Source organism: Alteromonas sp. KUL42 (genome assembly GCF_006538325.1).
Classification (GTDB): Bacteria; Pseudomonadota; Gammaproteobacteria; order Enterobacterales; family Alteromonadaceae; genus Alteromonas.
Map to the genome: position 1 here is coordinate 183884 of NZ_BJKK01000009.1, position 17971 is coordinate 201854.

Consider the following 17971-nt stretch of genomic DNA (forward strand, 5'->3'; position numbering starts at 1 on the left):
TCTACCTCTAAAACTTAAGTTGCGTTTATTTCCCAGGTGCCTGGGTCAACTTCAAAATTGATGTATTTTGATGTCTCTGACACAAACTTCACACCGCTCACATTGTTTCTAGCTTGCCCGTTTTGCCACACTACTTTGCCGTTAATGGATATTTTGCTGATATCAAAATATTTTTTAGGCACTCCGACTAAGGCCACTGTATTAACTGGGGAGGTAAGTTCAAGCGTAAGGTTTTCTAAGGTGCGGCTGATTACAAAATCAATATCGCCTTGCACGCTAGGCACGCGTTGTTCAATGCGCTTCATGTGCGCCATGTTAGGCATAATCTGATATGTCTTCCAGGCCACAGAAGTTGGCGCTATGCCGGCAATATATTTACTCAGTACCGTGCTAGGTGCGTTCCATGCATGATTTTCAGTTCCCCCGCCGTTCATGTATTCGGTTAACGTAGACCTAACTGGGTTAGCTACCTGTTTGCCATAACGTTCTTTCATTCTAGACAGAGCTTCATCGTAACGCCCGGCCATTGCCATAGCGTTATAAACCATCCATTCAAAATGCGGGCTGGCAAAGTGGTTAGGAACTAATACATTGTCAACTATTGAGTTGTATTGCGACTCCTCGGCTAAACCGAACAAGATTGCAACTGCATTAGCTCGGTCATCTTTAAACTGCGTGGGGTTACTGCTGTAAAAGCCGTTTTGCCAAAACGTAGCCCTAAACGCGGTTTTTTAGCGCGGCAATGCGGCTATCATAGAAACTAAGGTGAGTATCGTTACCTAGCGCCCTGGCCATCTTGCGCGCAGATACCAGCGCACTGTAATACAGTGCATTTTGAATAACGTCATAATCTATGGTGTCTTGTGGTCCCCAGTCTGTCCATTTCCAGGCGCCACTTCTGAATGTGGCGAGGCCGTTTTCACGGGTTCCCCATAATGTGAGGTACTTATGCACATACGGATAGGCAAACTCAAGCGTCTCACGATCGCCGGTATTATAGTAGTAGTGCCAAATACCTTGCTCAATAAACTGTAAACTCTGTGCGGGCAATTCTCTAAATCGACCAGGCCCTAAACCAGCGAAAATACCGGTTTCACTATCGCTAAAGGCAAGTGTTACTTTAATCGCCTTTTTGAGTAAATCTCTGCCAGGCTTATCCATTGAGTAAAACAGATAGCTTGCTTGGTCAGCTACATCACCAATCCATAAACCACGTTCTCTGTCAGGAGTATCCATAAAGTTATCGCGGGCACAAATATACAAAGTATTCTCGGCCATCTGCCAAATGCGCGTAAACCAGGTATCGTCTGCTTCAAAATGGCCAGGCGTTGAGCCAACCCCAGTCCAGCGATATTTTAAGCTGTGGACTGTGACACCTTTTGGAAAGGTGTATTCTATGGTGCGGGCGTTAAACCATGAGTACGACTCAAACTGCTGTCGCCCCTCTTTTGTCGTGTACTCAGTCTCAATGGTGTTAAGTCGCATATTCGAATCGATATGTACGGTTTGGCCTTGTTCCGCCTCTATATCAAAATAGGGCGTCACATTTTTATTAAAATCGAGTACACATTTAATGGTTTCGCCGTTACTCACAAAGGGAAACTTGCTGGCTGGATAGTTCTCGCAGTAAGCTAATCCATAGTTGTTAAGAATTGGGATTTCACTCTGGGATAGTGCATTAAAAGGCGCGCGCGGTGGGCGGTGCAGGCTTTTTGCTTGTTGCCATGACGTATCGTCATAGCCGGGCATATACCAAGCATTATCCGTCCAATCTCCCATGCTATTTCTGGCATCATAGTTAATGTTCCATGCAGCCACGCGATACGGAGATTGCTTTGTCACTTTCGTGGCGTAAGCTGGGTGTGGGCTTACTTTCCATGAGTCATTAGAAATAACCTGGGTATCGCCCACGTTAGCCTGAAAGATAAAGCCCCCTTTGTTGGACGAGATATGGGTGCCCTTTTGCCCGTTGTCACCGTAATACCATACCAAAGCCGCAATAGTATTAGTGCCTTCAGTGAGGTATTGGCTGATATCAACTTGGTCGTAGTATTTGTTAGATGCAATAGGAAAGAAATCCGTCCGTGGCGCAGGTTTTACCGGGGACGGTCCCCCTGTATAACTTCCCTCGAAGACCACAAGTTCACCATTAATCCACAACCAATATTTGGTATCTGCGCTGATATAAGCAAGGCTTTCTTGAGGCTTTTCATCTAGGCTAATTTCTTTACGAAGTGCCATCCAGGTATTTGGATCGGTAAATCGTTCTTTTGCCCAAATCCACTCTGCTGCCCACTCAACGGCAAGCGCAGAATGAGGTAAAACCGAGCCGAGTAGCATAATGCTAGCAATTATTATTTCTTTTGTGCGCATAAATTGTATCCATTAAAGCTTTTACATAGGCATGATTGACGAAACATAAGCACGTTACTTTGATATCGTAATTTCGCCCGAAACAAGATAAGAACCTGGCTCAAGCCATAAGTCCGTATCTGCCAACGCCTTACCATCTCGGGTCAGTGTCAGCTTCTCAATAGACGGAAGTTTCAATTCAGCTCGGGTGTTTTTGGGTACAGTGATACTCATTGATAATTGATTGGCGGCAATAGACCAAGCCACGCTAATATCGCCATTTATAGTTGGCACAGTGCCCTGTAAATTATTCAGCTTACTCGTGAACTGCGGATTGATTTGAAAGGTTTTGAACCCTGGCTCTAGTGTTCTAATTCCAAGCATCCCTGTATAAAACCACTCAGCCACGGCACCGTAAGCATAGTGGTTTAGTGAATTCATATTAGCTTTATTAAAACCGTCTTCAATGGAGTAAGAGTTCCATCGCTCCCAAGTGGTCGTTGCACCATTGTTAATTGAGTAGAACCACGACGGATAGGTTTCCTGCAGCAAAATATCGTACATCAATTCGCTATGGCCATATTGCTGAAGCACTTGGTGGAGCATAGGCGTACCGAGAAAACCGGTACGTAAATGCCGATCGCTTTTCTCTAGCAAGTCTAATAACTTCTCAACTGCAGTGGCTTGTTGGTCCTCGGAAAACAAACCAAACGCCAGCGGCAGTAAATAACTTGTTTGAGTAGTCTTGAGGTTAAGTTCAACAGTTTTTGGTGATTTAAGCCGTTTCCCTTTTTCTCTCTTAATTTGCTTAGTCGTTGTGCTTACAACGTTAAGGGCATCATCAAAAAAGAACGTTCTGAATTTTTGCTTAATGTTATTAAATAATCGTCGATACTGATGAGCGTCAGATTCATAGCCTAGCGCCTGTGCAGTTTTGGCCAAAATGTCGACCGAGCGCGCGTAATAGGCTGTAGCTATCAAATCTGGGTGCGTGTCACCTGATGCACGCCCGTTTTCTGTAAAAGGCTGTAGCCAGTCACCGTACGTGCCGATATTTGAAATATAATCAAAACTATTAAACTCGGTGAATTTTACCCACCGCTTCATCATTGAGTAATTTTCCGAAAGGATCGTTAAATCACCTGTATGCTGATATAACTCCCATGGAACTATGGTTGCCGCATCCCCCCAGGCAGCGGCGGTTCCCTCAGTAAGAAACGGGCGAAACGGCACAAATTTTGGGATCATTCCGTCAATGCCCTGCTCTTCTCGCATGCTCTCTAGCCATGATGCCCAGAATGCGTAAACGTCTGCTTTGTATAAAGATGTGCGTACAAAAACTTGAGCGTCCCCCGTCCAGCCTAACCGCTCATCACGCTGCGGACAGTCGGTTGGAATATCAAGAAAGTTACCCCTTAGCCCCCACGACACGTTGCTTGATAACTTATTAAGTTTGCTATGGTTGCTGGAAAAATTGTCATATACATCGAAATCAGAATGAAGCACCTTCCCTGTAACCCAATCCAGCGCGGGCGTTGCTGTTGTGTCATAACCCGACACTTCTACGTAACGGTAGCCATGAAACGTAAATGTTGGTTGATAGGTAATTAGGCCATCAGAGTTAGGAATATACCAATCGGTACTTTTGGCCGAGCGTAGATTTTTAACATAGAATTCTTCTCCTTGCAGTGCTTCAGAAAATCGAATTTTTACGGGTTGGCCCTTTTTCACCGGTAGCGATACTTCGGGCACGCCTACCATGTTTTGACCCATGTCGAAAATGGCTACACCATCTTTTACGCTCACAAGTGTGATAGCAGGAATTGTTTTTGTTACTCTTACTGGCGCATGACGTTTTGGCCGCAGCTTAACCACAGGTTCACGTGGCTCAGAGTAAACACGTTTCCAGCCCTCACTATCAAACTCTGGAGTATTCCAACCAGGCATCTCGTAATTCGCATCATAGCGCTCACCATCGTAATTACCCGCAGCGCGAATGGGGCCTTGGTCCGTTGATAACCAGCTTTCATCCGTTACAATTCGCGAGCTAGTGCCGTCTTCAAAAGTGACCTCAAGCTGCGCAATAAGGCGCAGTGGTGTTACGTAATCCTGCTTTGTAGGATGAAAGATTCGACCTTGCCACCCTTCTGCCAATGCAGCACCAATGGCATTAGCGCCTTGTTGCAATAGATTAGTCACATCGTAAGTCAGCGTCTCAATACGCTTATGATATGGCGTCCACCCCGGAGTCATGACATCTTCACTGACAGCCTGACCATTGATGAATGGCTTAAAAACGCCCTTTGCAGTGATATAAAGACGAGCCCGCTTAATCGGCTTATTAAGCTCAAAGTTTTTGCGTAAATACTGTGGCGGGTAGTATTGGTTATCTGGTTGCTCAATAGCGTTAGGACTAAGAACTTCTGTGCGCTCATTAGTGTCTGGATGCCCTATCCATTGAGCGTGCCAATCACTGTTTTTCAATAAGCCAGTTTCTAGCGTCTGTATTTCACTCCATTGTGAACTATTGCTTTGTACATCCCATGTTTTAACTCGCCAAAACACGCGTTGCCTCGATTCCAAAGTGAGGCCTTCAGGTCTTATCCAAGCGTTTTTAGAGGAGGTTACTCTTCCGCTATCCCAAATGATTTGTTCGGGCTTGAATGCATCGTCGCTTGCAACTTGAAGTTGGTAGCTTTGCTGAGCTACCTGAGAAGACTCGGTGTCAAGCTGCCAACTAAAACGTGGCACATTCTCATAGTGGCCGATGGGATTTACCATCCCTTCTCCCACCGTAACTCCAATGGGAGGAGCTATTAATGATGACTCATTGTCATTGGTGGAGTCAGGCCCTACGTGCTCGCAGGCAACAATAAAAATAGCGAATAAACATAATAGTGAGTAACGATAATATGACATTGTTCGGCTCAAATCAGACTTTATATAGTTAGAAAAGGCACCGAATTGTGAGATTGATACCCTTAAAACTTAAATTCAATCAAATATAGTCAAACAATGTCTTAAATGTTAAATTTGCGTAAATTGACACAGTGTTACCGCATTAAATATTTGTTTAGTGGTAACGCTGCTGAAATGAGTAGCGAACTGTCGCGATGAATTTGATGTTCACATCGTAATAGAGAGGATAAGGTGTCTCAAAACATGCCAACACCACAGGTTAATCGAGGTTCTTTGCATACAACTTCAGACTTGTTTTCGGCAATGTTTGAATCAGAAAAGCAACGTTTGTATGCATACATCTATGCCTTTGTTTTAGACAAAGCGGCCGCAGATGATAGTTTTTCAGGAGACAAGCGTTATCCTTTGGAAGGAATTCGAGACTTTTGAGCGAGGAACGAGTTTTAGAAAATGGTCAAATACTATTGTGTTTAACTGTGTAAGAACATATCGAAGACAACAGAAAAAATTCGTTTCAGGTTTGAGTGATGAGTTGCTAGAGCAGCTATCAGCAGTAGCTTCCCATCAAGATAATACAGACCAAAAATGGAGCATGCTGCAGCATTGCGTTTCTCACCTCTCTGCCTCCGCACACCAATTATATTATGGTTTTTTCATAGAAAATTTAAGTGCACAGGCACTTGCAGACAAAACGGGGCGATCGGTTTTTGGTATTCGTAAATCTATCCACTTACTTCGCCGTAAGCTTTTCGACTGCGTTGATAAACAAAAAGTGGAGCACGACACTTGAATCGCTCGGAAAGATTTAATGAAGTTCGGGCTATAGCAGATGATATTTGCGCCGGCACCGTTACACAGATGCAGCTTCAAAAGCTTGAAGAACTGTTGAGTAACAATGAGCAGGCTCAACGGTTTTACCTTGATTACATCGAATTTCATATTCATCTTAAATCGAACGCTATTCCAGAACTCGAAATAGTCAGGCGAAAAACCTTCGTAGATGAACTTATTGTGCGACCCACGCACGCTTCAAGTTTACCTCATCAAAGCCAACCTTATGAAGCCACCTCTGAAAAGAGAACCGCTAGCACAAAACGTAAGTTTTATTTAGCAGGGGGACTCACCGTGCTGTGCATGCTGGTGGTATATCTAGTTATTCAATTCAAACCACTTCCCGACGAACCCTTTATAGGAAAAATAGTTAGTGGGGAGCTGTTAATTGACGAAAATGGAAATGTACAAAACACTCTCGTTTATCCTGGTATGTACAAAACCGAGCGACCGGTTGAGCTTGAATTACGCTCTGGTGATAGCGTAATGCTCTCTGCTCATTCGCACTTCAAATTATTTAACTCTACAGAAATTGAGTTAAAAAGCGGTGAGGTTAACGTTATCTCTCATTCAAATAAGACTATTGCTATTTCTGCCAACGCCTCTGATATTCAGATGCATTCGGGCAAGTTAACCGTAAACGTTGACAGTGATGCAACCTCGGTCTCTGGTAACACCAAAGCAAAAATCTTTCCTAAAACATGGCGACCTAAACACTTTTGGAACTTCGATGATGTTGGCGACAGAGTGATGGACTTTGCGGGTCGCGCAGTCGGTGTTCCAAGTAGTGGAGCTCAACGCATCGATGGACTCGTCGGAAAAGGCGCTTTCTATTTTGATAATGGAAAACATGCAAGAATTAACGTGGGTAGCGGAGGTGGAAGTGCACCCGCAACAGGTTCGTTCTCCGTTATTGATGGTGTCACTATAGAAGCATTGATTAAGCCTTTATATAGTGGAGAAGGCCCTAATACCACCCGATACGGTGAAATTGATGAGATTTTCAGGAAAGATCAAAGTGATAAGGATCATAGAATATTGCTTAGCTTTCAAAATGACCGCAACAAATCAATAGTAGTGCCAGCTGGCAATTATGCAGAGTCTCTAAGCTTCGGGTTGTACATTTTAGGCCAAGGGTACCATGAGCTCAAACTACCACTAGACGGCAGAGACGGACGTCCAACGCTTCAACAGTTAAAAGATGGAAACCTTCACCATGTAGTAGCAACTTATGACGTTGAAAGTGGAGTAAAAGCAATTTATATCGACGGAAAAGTAGGCGCACGTTACCGATACCCACCCGGCTCAAAAGTATTGAGCGGTGGAGCGGGGTTAGCCAATATTGGCAATTCTCCTAACGCTCAAGGGCACGCCGCAGAGGCCTATGCGGGGGGCTATAGATGAAGTGGCATTTTATGATTTTGCGCTAACACCTTTTATGGTAGCGCTTCACTATAACAATGTTTTGATGGGCCTGAATTACTACGGCAGCCAGCCATCTGCAAAAGCGTTACCGCACAAAAGCCATATAGAACTTACTCCCAATAAGACGCTACTACTAGATAACATCACCGGCTTACCAAAAGACGATTTTTAAACAGAAACTATAAAACCACCTACAACTACTATCCTGCTACCTATTACATTGATGTCAAAACAATGTAAATGATCTTGATTGATAATGATTGCTTTTGGCTTGTTTTTATAGGTAGTATCAACGTCATTACATTTCCCGAGTCGAAACAAGAAGAGGGTAACGTGGAAATAAACAGACGTATATTTTTGGGCTCTATGCTGTATGTAGTTTCAGCTTCTGTTTTACCATCAGAGCTAAAAAAGACGCTCAACCTTACTGTTTTTGAGTCGGATGCGGTTTTTTTTGATGCTGAACAATTTACGCTGGTTTACGATATTGTGGACATTATGATACCCCGCACTGACACCCCCGGTGCAGTAGATTCTCACACCGCACAGGTACTTGATGAGTTAATGATATCTTGGGCAGCCACCTCTACCCAACAGCAATTCACTTTGTTCTTATCTGAGTTTTTGCAACGCGCAAGAACCGCATTTAATGCAAACTACCTGTCACTGAGTAAAGAAAATCGTCAGACATTTGTAGAGCAAATCGACGAGGTCGTTTTCGACACGGGTAAAGGCGACTTTTCCATAGCATACAAACGATTCAAAGCACTTATTTTTCATATTCACTACTCATCTGAAATAGCCAACCCCAACTTCTTTCTTGTTCCTGGTGGCTATCGAGGAAGTCTTTCACAGGATGAGCTAAACGTTATTTACGAGAGAAAATACTTATGAACAACGACTATGACGTCATTATTGTTGGTTCAGGAATTACGGGCGGCTGGGCAGCGAAAGAGTTTTGTGAGCGAGGCTTCAATACATTAGTTATTGAGCGGGGTAGAAATGTAGATCACAGAGGCCCTGAGTACAAAGATTTTCAAGCACCTTGGGATTTACAAAACCGAGGAATGCCAGAAGAAACACTCGCTGAAAATGGTCACTACGCTACGTTGAGAAAAAAAGGGCACTTATATAAAACCGATGCACTTCACTTTTTTGTCGACGATAAGAAGCACCCTTACAGCTCCCCCGAAGATAAGCCATTTATGTGGACGCGGGGGTATCAACTCGGTGGACGCTCATTAACATGGGGGCGGCAGGTATTGCGATGGAGCCCAATGGATTTTGAGGCCAATGCGAAAGACGGCCATGGTATTGAATGGCCTATTGGTTACGAAGACTTAGCTCCATGGTATAGCTATGTTGAGAAATTTATAGGTGTGTCAGCGAATAAAGATGGTTTAAAAACCCTACCCGACGGTGAGTTTCAAACACCGTGGGAGATGAGTTATGCAGAGCAATACATTTCCAATAATATTGCGAAAAAATACACTGACAGACACCTCATTATAGGAAGAGCCGCTAATCTTACCTCGCCTACTGAAGAACAAACTGCACTAGGTAGAGGTAAATGCCTGGCGCGTTCTTACTGTAGAAGAGGATGCAGCTTTGGCGCGTACTTTAGCTCTCAGTCTGCCACATTACCTGCAGCTCATAAAACGGGAAACCTAACCGTAATAACAGACAGTATTGTTGAGCGTATTGACTACGACGACGTCAATAACAAAGTCTCCGGGGTGTCTGTCATCGATGCAAATACGAAAGAAAGAAGGCAATACAAGAGTCGCGCTGTGTTTATGTGCGCATCGGCATTAGGCACGGTGCAAGTTATGTTGAACTCAACATCCAAAACATTCCCAAATGGTATTGCAAATAGCAGCGGTATGCTGGGCCACTACATACTCGGTCACGTCACCGGCGTTGTAGCAAGTGCGGATGTACCGGTAAGTGAAGATAAGTATGCATTCGGACGGCGCCCTATTGCTACTTACATTCCAAATTACCGGCACGAAAAGCAAGATGATGCAAATTTTGTGAGGGGTTTTGGTTTTCAAACCACAGCACAAAACCGATCATTCTCCTCTCCTAATGCCAAAGAAAAAGGTATTGGCATTATCGCCAAACAGAGCGTTGGAAAGCCCGGTCCTTGGCGTTTCAGGGCATTTATGTATGGTGAGGTTTTACCTTATTACGAGAATGTAGCTAGTCTTCACCCTACCCAAAAAGACGAGTGGGGCATGCCATTACTTCATATCGATGCTGAAATAAAAGACAATGAAAGAAAAATGATTAAGCAAGCGGCTAAAGACATACAAGAAATACTCGAAGTAGGTGGGTGCACCAACATTCAGGTAAAAGCGACACCAGAAAACAAACATATTCCGATGGGCAAGCAGGTTCACGAAATGGGCGGAGCATGTATGGGAAAAAATCCCGATTCATCGGTTCTCAATGGCTGGGGCCAAACACACGATATACCCAATTTGTTTGTTACCGACGGTGCCTGCATGGCATCTAGCGCAACCCAAAACCCATCGTTAACTTATATGGCGATAACGGCGCGAGCGGCAGACTACGCGGCTAAGCTCCTCAAAAACAACATTATTTAGAGTAGACGCACGCCCTCAAAAAAGGCTTTTGAAAGGGCATGCCTCACCTCAATTACCACCAAGCAAGTCGATGCTTCAATTCCTATCTTGAACCATTATACTCACAGGGCCTAGCAGTCCTGATGGAAGTAACTCATCATCTTTGTTCCAATGCTTCCATGTAGCAAACGTGCTGCGCGCCCCGGGTTGTTCAGGCGCAGCTCCTTTAAGCCATTTCGGAAAACTAGTTAACTGAGAGCCTTGATAGCCATTTTTCTTCCAAGTTGCAGTGTCAGGATACAAGCGTTCGTCGCCAATTAAACGATTAGGCCAAAGAGTAGTCACTTCTATCTCTAAACGGTTGGCTCCGCTTCGAATGATATTGCTAATATCAAAATGATAAGGCGCCCACATTCTCAGTCCGAGATCGTGACCATTTAGCCTTACGCGCGCAAACTGAAAAGCTTCGCCAAGGTTAAGAAGGTAACTTTGGGAGATTGGCAAATGATCAGCCATTTCAAACTCAGTCTCATAGCGAACAGTACCAGAGAAATACCTGACATCTTCATTCACATGTTTGGACAAATCGATGAGTTCGTTAAGCGCTAATGCGTTTGGTTTTTTACCCCTTTAATAAACTCTACCTGCCACGGTGAATCTAGCACCTGTAATTGCCGAATAGGGCTAGTGTTAAGTAGCTTTCCGGTACTCTTTTGCGGCGCTAAAACAACAAACAAAGACTGCGCTTGGTCAAAGCGTAATTTTAACCGCGTACGTCCGTTTTCAACCACGTAATCACTGGCGAGAAGTCGTTTACCTGAAAGCGGATCCCAGATTTCAACCGCTTTACCTTTAGCTCTCAGGTCCAATTCTATTTCGGCAGCCCTTTGATCTAGGTTACTGATGAAATACACATCCGTGTTCTCTTCAGATACATCATGGTGTCGCCAAACAAATCGGTTATCAGTGTGAGAAATTAGCACGTCTGGTTGAATACCTTTATGGTTCAATGCGTCTTCTAGGGTTTTAAACACTTGGCTCTTAAATCGCGCGCCCCAAATTTCGTTGACTAAATGGTGAACTCGTCCATCTGTGGCCGAGATATCAAAAGAGCCTTCCAAACTTGGCGAAAAAGTGGGAGGTAAACCTACAACTGTTACCCCTCTCTCTAATAGAGATTTTATTTGCTCCAGTACTTCTACTCGCATGCTCACGTCGGGCGATATGGACAAAAGGTTATAGGTTCTCCCCGATTCAAAAGCTAGCTGACCTCGCTCATTTACATCAACGTGGTTCATCAGCCCATCTGTCGAGATAAATTCAAAATCGTAGCCCTCAGGCAGCGTTTTCAAAGCAAATTCCTTGTCAGATGTCGTTGCTGAGTCATCACCTAATAAGTGCAATACATCAAACACAGGCTGCCCTTTGCTGAGCATGGCGTGGGAACGCGTCAAATACTCATTCCATGTATTTATCTCATGCCACCACGTTTGTGTGCGCTCAAAATGTAAACCCCAGTAACCAAGTGTCATGCCCGGCTCTAGGGTTGTCCAGGGTTGATGGGTAAAGAGATGATGCGTTGTCAACGTCACCCCGGCAGCCAAATCGGTATCAGCTTGCGACTTATAAGTTAGCGGGTGACTTAGCCACCTATTCGCTTGAGGCAATGAAGTGAAGGACTCTGAACGAACAGGCTTATTGTAAATAGAGCCTGCGGATGCTGCCATTTTGGCAGTCACGTAAGCAAATTCTTGATTGGGCCTATTTTCTGCAGGGTTAATAGAACGAAATGCACTATTAGCATAAATAATATCCGCTTTCCCCAGCGCTTGAAGGTTGTCTATAAAAGGTTTCATCGATTGCGCTGAAAACTTCAAACCCAGTTGGTTTGAACGCTTTTGCATACCCCCATAAAACCGCTCAGCAATAAGCTCTGCCAGTGTTTTTCTGTAGTCCCAAAGAAAACGCTCACTGAACATTGCATTCTTTACGGTATACCCCAGCGTAATAGGAAGAAGTCGAATAGGTGAATAACCACGCCTCTCTTTGAAGTCTATTTCAAACTCCTGCGTCCAATTTTGCCGTCCTACTTCCCAGCTATCAGCGTGGGTTGATACAAATGAATCGCCTACATGTTCCTGCGAACGACTTGCTACGTTTTTAATGTAATGCTCAAAATGTTTATCAAGCGCACGCTCGCTCAATTTATCAACTTCAAGCCCTTCGCCTTTCGCCGTACCCGGTCGATTAACCGCTTCAGTAGAAGACATACCAAACCGAATTACGGTCCAATTATCACTAGGTGGTGTCCAGTTAAGGCGACCGTTTTCGTCAAGATATTGGGTAACGTCAACAATTGCATCAAGATTGATACTCGCGTTATTCTCTAACGAGGTATTTATTGCTTCGCGCTCTGTTTCTTGCATATGAAAAGGAAAAATATGCGCTGCTTTTTGACACCAGTTCGCGATACGTTGTTTATTATCAATAATAACTTCTCTTACCGCGACATCGACCTTTGGCATCGCTGTGTACAAAAGTTTATTGTCGGTAGGCTGGAACACAATTCTTGCGTATTTCGCCTTCACTGGTTCAAACTGAAAACAGCTAAGGTCATCATAAATTTGCCCTCGTTTTGAAAAGGCGACCTCTTGGTAATTCTCACCATCATTTGATATAAGAAGGTGATTTCTCCCCATCATTCCATAAGCAGCAAATTTCACAAAAACGTTACGAAACGTATACTCCTCAGAAAAATCAAATTGAATAAAGCGCTGTTTGGTTTCGTCATCAACCTTGGGATACACCAATGTATTCCAATCACTATCGTAGGCATTTGTAGCATGTACAGTGCCTTGTGGTGTAGAGCCAGAAATTTTGGCCTTCGCGATATATTCTTGAAAATCTTGCTCAATGTGCGCTTGAGGTGTAGGGAAGGCAAGGACAGCGATATCTTCGTAAAAATTTAGAGGGGCATGAGGTGCAGGGAAAATTATCGATTGAGTTCGGCTATGGACCTGTTGTTCACTCCAAACCAATTCTTTCATGCCATCTTCGGGATTTATCCAAGGACCACCAGCGACGGACCACCCTTCACTATTATAGAGGTTCACTTTTAAACCTAGCTCAGAAGCCTTTTCAAAGGTAAAAGCGAGTAGCGACTCGTAATCTTCTGAAAGAAATTCAACAGGACCTGCGGGAATAACATGATGCTCATTAATGTGCATCAACACCACACCTCCTAGTCCGGCATCTGCCATTGATTCGAGATCAGCTTTTATACCTTCCTCAGTAATATTTCCATTAATCCAATACCAAAACACCCATGGCTTGTGACTATCTTCAGGAGTATCAAACGCCTGTTTTATTGATACCGCATTTGCGTTCAATGAGACAAAAGCCAAAGCAATAATTAACAATAATCTGCGCAAAGCATACTCCCGTTATTTAATTTATTTCTAAAAGAAAAAATATAAAGAGCATCACGCTCTACTCACTTGGCTCGACTCTTCCTAGCTCAAAGTCATAGACGTAAATGGGGCTAGGCTCACCATTAATTTTTGGTGCATGCTGCCAAACAATACTTGCAATCCCCCGACTTAATAAGCTGAGATCCCACGTGATATAACCGCCCTCAATTTTGCCTAGCCCCCTATCTACATTAGGCATTTCAATTTTATGCCACTCAGTAAAACTGTCTGCTCTATTGGAATAGAAAATTTCGGCATCGTCTCTTCCTGCAAAAGCAAACAACCTGTCACCTAAGAACATTAAAGTAACGTTTGAAGCGGTAAAGTCAGAGACACGCTTTTGCCAATGGCCTGATATATCGCGAACATAATGATGCACCCGGGCTGGGCCGTCTGGGGATGTCTTATGACTAAGCAGGAGGTGATAATCACCTGTTTTAGTATCGACTACAGAGTTATGGGAAACATTTGATGGCCTCAATGCTGTAGGCACATGGACTGCTTCTAATCCAGGTGTTTCAACAGATAACACCTCACCTTTTCGAGTATCAGCTACTAGATTACCCGCATTGTTGTACCAAGTTAGCCCCTCATCATCGCTGTAGGTGTAGTAGATACCGTGATTGCAATCAAGACCGTTAATCTTACCAGGATTGCAATTGACAGGTCGCTCTCTAAATACCCAGCTAATGTGCATACGACCATTAGCATCAAATTTTGGTCCACCACCGGCTAAATAGGGCCCTCTTGTTGAAGGTTCTTTATTGCCATTTACATTTTGAACGTAAACACCATCACTTGACGATATGTTGCGAATATACTGCCACTCACTATTCTTGGCATCATAAAGTGCAAGCTGCATTTCGCCTTTTGCAGCCCCACCCTCTCGGAAATACATAAGTACATTGCCACTTTCTAACGAATAAAATTTTGGGTAAGTGACTCGCTCTACCGCGTCGTTAGGAAAACCTAGATTACGCCGAAATTTAAAAATATCGTCATTCCAATCTACGGTTTCTGGATGATCTGCGACTCCCGAAGCAGTGCGTGCGTAGTTAATGCGATCTAAGTTGTGATGATCGAAAGAGATATGAATGGCGCCGTCGCCTTTTGAAATTTCGATGGCTTGGCGGTTATGCGCGTCGTCGGAAGTTAGCCGATATACAGGCAAGGTGGCGTGTTGCCAGTCGTGTCCCGTTACTTTTCTACGTGCGACGACAACTTCAGCAAAAAGGTCGCCGTAACCTCCCCTGTCTTTTGCTGTGTAATAAATCACATATTGATAACCTTTATAGGTAACTGCTTGAGCTCCCATAACACCCGCAAAGAGAGGCTTACCATTTTGCGCACGGTCTGAGCCATCTGAAGTATGAGATTTATCAACCAAAAGACTACTCCCCAGCAAAATTGGCGTTGAGTGGAGAGACAACGAAGGTACGGAGGCCAGCGTATCTTGATGTGCCGAAGCTCCTCTATCATTCGCAAAAGAAGTGCAGCCAAATAGGTGTGCAATTACCATAGCTAAAAGCAGCTTATTTTTCATGTTTCTATGTTCCATATTTTGTTCAATTGGAAGACCGCTGGTCTATCGACTACGTAAATCTATTTAGTCAATATTTGACTGCTCAATTTCTTATGAGAAGCACCAAGCTTCAAGGCATTTTAAAAGTCGCTGGGTTGAAGCTCGTTGAAAGTGGGTCGTCCAAATCGAGCATTTTCTCTTTGATAGTGTCATCCAGCCTTTTCAACGTCATCTTTTCAGCAGGTGTCAATTCTCTCTCAAGCAGGTTGTGAGTCTCATGAGGATCGACAACTAAGTGATAAAACTCGTCTCGTTCTTTGTTTTTGAAATCTCGGACTAATTTGTATTGACCATCGCTGTACATTCTCATACCCGTGATTGACTGATGCAGCGTTGAATAAGCGGCAAAATAGTCAGTACTCACTACCAGGTTTTCATCTTTTAACGCTTTGATTACACTTTGCCCTCTAATGACTGCTTCACTAGGTAAATCCAGTTTGGCGATATCCATAAGAGTAGGGAAGAAATCAAGATTTGATACGGTAGAGGCATTTTCTGTCCCTGCAGGCACCTTACCTGGCCAACGAACAATAAGAGGTACCTTAAGCACCGCATCATATAGATTTGGGCGCTGGCCTTTGGGTATGGTTTCAGTGCCTTTAGGTGGAGTGTTCAACAACCAAAAGCCATTGCCTTTATGCCAAATACCGTTCTGTCCAATAACGTATCCATGGTCAGACGTAAAAATGACGACTGTATTTTCAGATAGCCCCAGATCGTCTAGATGATCCAACAGTCTTCCAACATTTCTATCTACACCTCTAACAGAAGCTAGATATCCACGTAATAATTTTTTAGCTCTTTCTGTGTTTAAATCCGGGTAATCAGGATGTAACAAATCTATATCTTGACTAATAGCCTCTGAATCACTCTCTGAAACAGGCTCAAATGGATAGTGAGGTGCCCTATAATGCAAAGATAAGGCAAACTTCCTGTATTTATTCCTACTCAAAAAGTCCATGGCATGCTCGGTGAGTACGTCCACGGTTAGCCCCTCTTCATTCTTTAGGGCACCATTTACAAGAAGTTGAGGGTCTATGGGTGAAGTTCCGCCTCCTAAAAAACCCGTAAACTCGTTATAGCCAAAATTTTGAGGGTGATGTTCCGGTTGCTTTCCTAAATGCCACTTGCCGATCAAACCATTGTAATAGCCGTTTTCTTGTAGTCTTTTGGGCCAGGAATCCAGCTCTGCTGAAAGGCCTAATTCAAGCTGATGGCCTGTTAGCGTCTTACTTTTAAGGTGGTCATTTATCCAATCGTCGATACCTACTTCAAAGCCGTAACGGGAAGTGAGCAAACCTGCTCGGGAAGGGCTACAAACTGGCGTGGTGGTATAAGCATTTGGAAAAGACATACCTTGCTCGGCTAAGCGTTTAAGGTTTGGGGTAACAGCACTGGGGCTTTTACCTTCTATCGCCCAAGGAGCCTGGTCGTCTGTGTATATAAAAACAATATTCGGGCTTATACTTTCGCTTTTGTGGCCGACGTCCCTTACTGGGCCAGTCTCACCACTTACATATCCACAGCCGCTCCAAATCAGTATGCTTAATGCCAAAGGGCGCAATAAGTAAACCAGCATTTTCTTTTTCCCTTCCAAAATCAGTTTTTTGGTGATACCTGCTTGAGAAATCCAAGAGTATTGAGCTGCTTTACGCTTTCCAAACTCTTAACAGGTAGCAAATACACATACTCGCATTTCAAACTCGCCAGATATGAGAAACAGTTCACAACTTAGTCATGATTGAATTTGACAATTAAAGCATCATTCCATTTTTTAAACAAATATTTTACATATCAAAAATTGCCAATAAGAACGTCAAATAATACGCATAAAAACTTTAAAATCAGCAACTAATATGATTTTCACATAAATAAGATAAGATACGTAAAACACAAAATCGACAACAAACATAAGAAAAATAAAGACCACATGTGAATGAATATGATTGTATTAATGATTTACTTCAATGTAACATTGAGCACAAATTAGGCTCACAGTTAAGCCTCTCACTACCCTATATTTCGTTAAATCAACTAATTTAAAGGATGCACGATGGAAACTCTCATAAGCAAAATAAGTCGGTTCATCGGAATAAGAATGTGCTTGTTCGCTATTGCTTATATACCACTAACTTCATTACAAGCTAAGGCCGGGATGCCAACACAAGAACACGTGATGGCACAAATGGAAAAAGTCGCAAATTGGCAAGTTGCGCGCACACAACACATGACACATGTTGGTCGTGCTCGAGTTGGCTCTGAAGCATATGGGCGATGGATTCAAGGCGCTTTTTATAAGGGCCTCACTAAACTTGCTGAGCGGTCTGATAACCCTTTTTACGAAACCTGGATTGGCTACGTGGGGAACGCCCATGACTGGAAAATGGGCAAGGTGAAATATTTTGCCGATGACCACGTTATCGGGCAGACAAACCTTTGGTATTACCGCAGGCATAAAAACGAAGATGCGCTTACACCAGTAATAGAAACGTTTGACTGGCTTATTGAGCAGGCTCCCGATAATAGCCTAGAGTTCGTCGCCGGTAGAAATAAAGATAACGTACACAACTGTCAATGGAGATGGTGCTGGGCTGACGCCTTGTTTATGGGCCCGCCCGTACTATTCGAACTTTCTGCTATTACAGGCGAACCTAAATACGCTGATTACGCCCACAAAGAGTTCCAAGCAACTATTGATTACTTACAAGATCCCAAAACCAAATTACTTTTCCGTGACTCTCGGTATTTCGACAAAGAAGGCAAGTTTGGTGAACAAGTCTTCTGGTCCAGAGGAATGGGTTGGG

General features: G+C 43.6%; 13 protein-coding genes. 6 read left to right on the forward strand and 7 right to left on the reverse strand.

Translation table 11 applies throughout. The features are described from left to right. Positions 1 to 14: 14 nt before the first annotated feature. From EYR97_RS22445 to EYR97_RS13660, 3 genes are all read right to left on the reverse strand, one after another. On the reverse strand, positions 15 to 638 hold the full coding sequence (locus tag EYR97_RS22445) for an alpha-L-rhamnosidase C-terminal domain-containing protein (protein WP_242635083.1): 624 nt from the start codon (positions 636 to 638) through the stop codon (positions 15 to 17). A 79-nt stretch (positions 639 to 717) separates the two neighbouring features. Beyond that, positions 718 to 2373 carry an alpha-L-rhamnosidase N-terminal domain-containing protein gene (locus tag EYR97_RS13655; protein ID WP_242635084.1) on the reverse strand — a complete coding sequence of 552 codons (1656 nt, stop codon included), beginning with the start codon at positions 2371 to 2373 and terminating at the stop codon, positions 718 to 720. 54 nt (positions 2374 to 2427) lie between these two features. Continuing rightward, complete coding sequence (locus EYR97_RS13660; protein ID WP_242635085.1) at positions 2428 to 5271, reverse strand: alpha-L-rhamnosidase; 2844 nt, start codon at positions 5269 to 5271, stop codon at positions 2428 to 2430. Between the two features lie 243 nt (positions 5272 to 5514). Between EYR97_RS13660 and EYR97_RS22450 the strand changes: the two genes are divergently transcribed. The 5 genes from EYR97_RS22450 (at position 5515) to EYR97_RS13685 (ending at position 10136) form a co-directional block, all read left to right on the forward strand. Further along, positions 5515 to 5700 carry a hypothetical protein gene (locus EYR97_RS22450; RefSeq protein ID WP_242635086.1) on the forward strand — a complete coding sequence of 62 codons (186 nt, stop codon included), beginning with the start codon at positions 5515 to 5517 and terminating at the stop codon, positions 5698 to 5700. Between the two features lie 357 nt (positions 5701 to 6057). After that, positions 6058 to 7506: a LamG domain-containing protein gene (locus EYR97_RS13670; protein ID WP_131094935.1), complete on the forward strand. Its 1449-nt coding sequence runs from the start codon at positions 6058 to 6060 to the stop codon at positions 7504 to 7506. Position 7507: 1 nt separating this feature from the next. Continuing rightward, positions 7508 to 7699 (forward strand): hypothetical protein, encoded by a 192-nt coding sequence (locus EYR97_RS13675; RefSeq protein ID WP_131094936.1) that lies wholly within the window; start codon positions 7508 to 7510, stop codon positions 7697 to 7699. A gap of 68 nt (positions 7700 to 7767) precedes the next feature. Continuing rightward, the gene (locus tag EYR97_RS13680; protein ID WP_131094937.1) at positions 7768 to 8421 is read left to right on the forward strand and encodes a gluconate 2-dehydrogenase subunit 3 family protein; all 654 of its coding nucleotides are present in this window, start codon (positions 7768 to 7770) and stop codon (positions 8419 to 8421) included. Then, the gene (locus EYR97_RS13685; RefSeq protein ID WP_131094938.1) at positions 8418 to 10136 is read left to right on the forward strand and encodes a GMC oxidoreductase; all 1719 of its coding nucleotides are present in this window, start codon (positions 8418 to 8420) and stop codon (positions 10134 to 10136) included. The genes EYR97_RS13680 and EYR97_RS13685 overlap by 4 nt, the downstream gene beginning before the upstream one ends. A 75-nt stretch (positions 10137 to 10211) precedes the next feature. Here the strand turns inward: EYR97_RS13685 and EYR97_RS13690 are convergent, their stop codons facing one another. The 4 genes from EYR97_RS13690 to EYR97_RS13705 form a co-directional block, all read right to left on the reverse strand. Beyond that, entirely contained in the window at positions 10212 to 10700 is a 489-nt protein-coding gene (locus tag EYR97_RS13690) for a glycosylhydrolase-like jelly roll fold domain-containing protein (RefSeq protein WP_131094939.1), read from the reverse strand. A gap of 20 nt (positions 10701 to 10720) precedes the next feature. After that, complete coding sequence (locus tag EYR97_RS13695) at positions 10721 to 13546, reverse strand: glycosyl hydrolase (protein WP_131094940.1); 2826 nt, start codon at positions 13544 to 13546, stop codon at positions 10721 to 10723. A 58-nt stretch (positions 13547 to 13604) separates the two neighbouring features. Continuing rightward, positions 13605 to 15128, reverse strand: coding sequence for a BNR-4 repeat-containing protein (locus tag EYR97_RS13700; protein WP_165478083.1), 1524 nt, complete (start codon positions 15126 to 15128; stop codon positions 13605 to 13607). 109 nt (positions 15129 to 15237) lie between these two features. Continuing rightward, a complete protein-coding gene (locus tag EYR97_RS13705; protein ID WP_242635087.1) occupies positions 15238 to 16746 on the reverse strand; it encodes a sulfatase-like hydrolase/transferase in 1509 nt (502 codons plus the stop codon). A 474-nt stretch (positions 16747 to 17220) separates the two neighbouring features. On the opposite strand from EYR97_RS13705, the gene EYR97_RS13710 reads away from it, so the two are divergent. Next, positions 17221 to 17971, forward strand: a 751-nt coding sequence (locus EYR97_RS13710) for a glycoside hydrolase family 88 protein (protein ID WP_181409149.1), incomplete at its 3' end; no start/stop codon positions are given.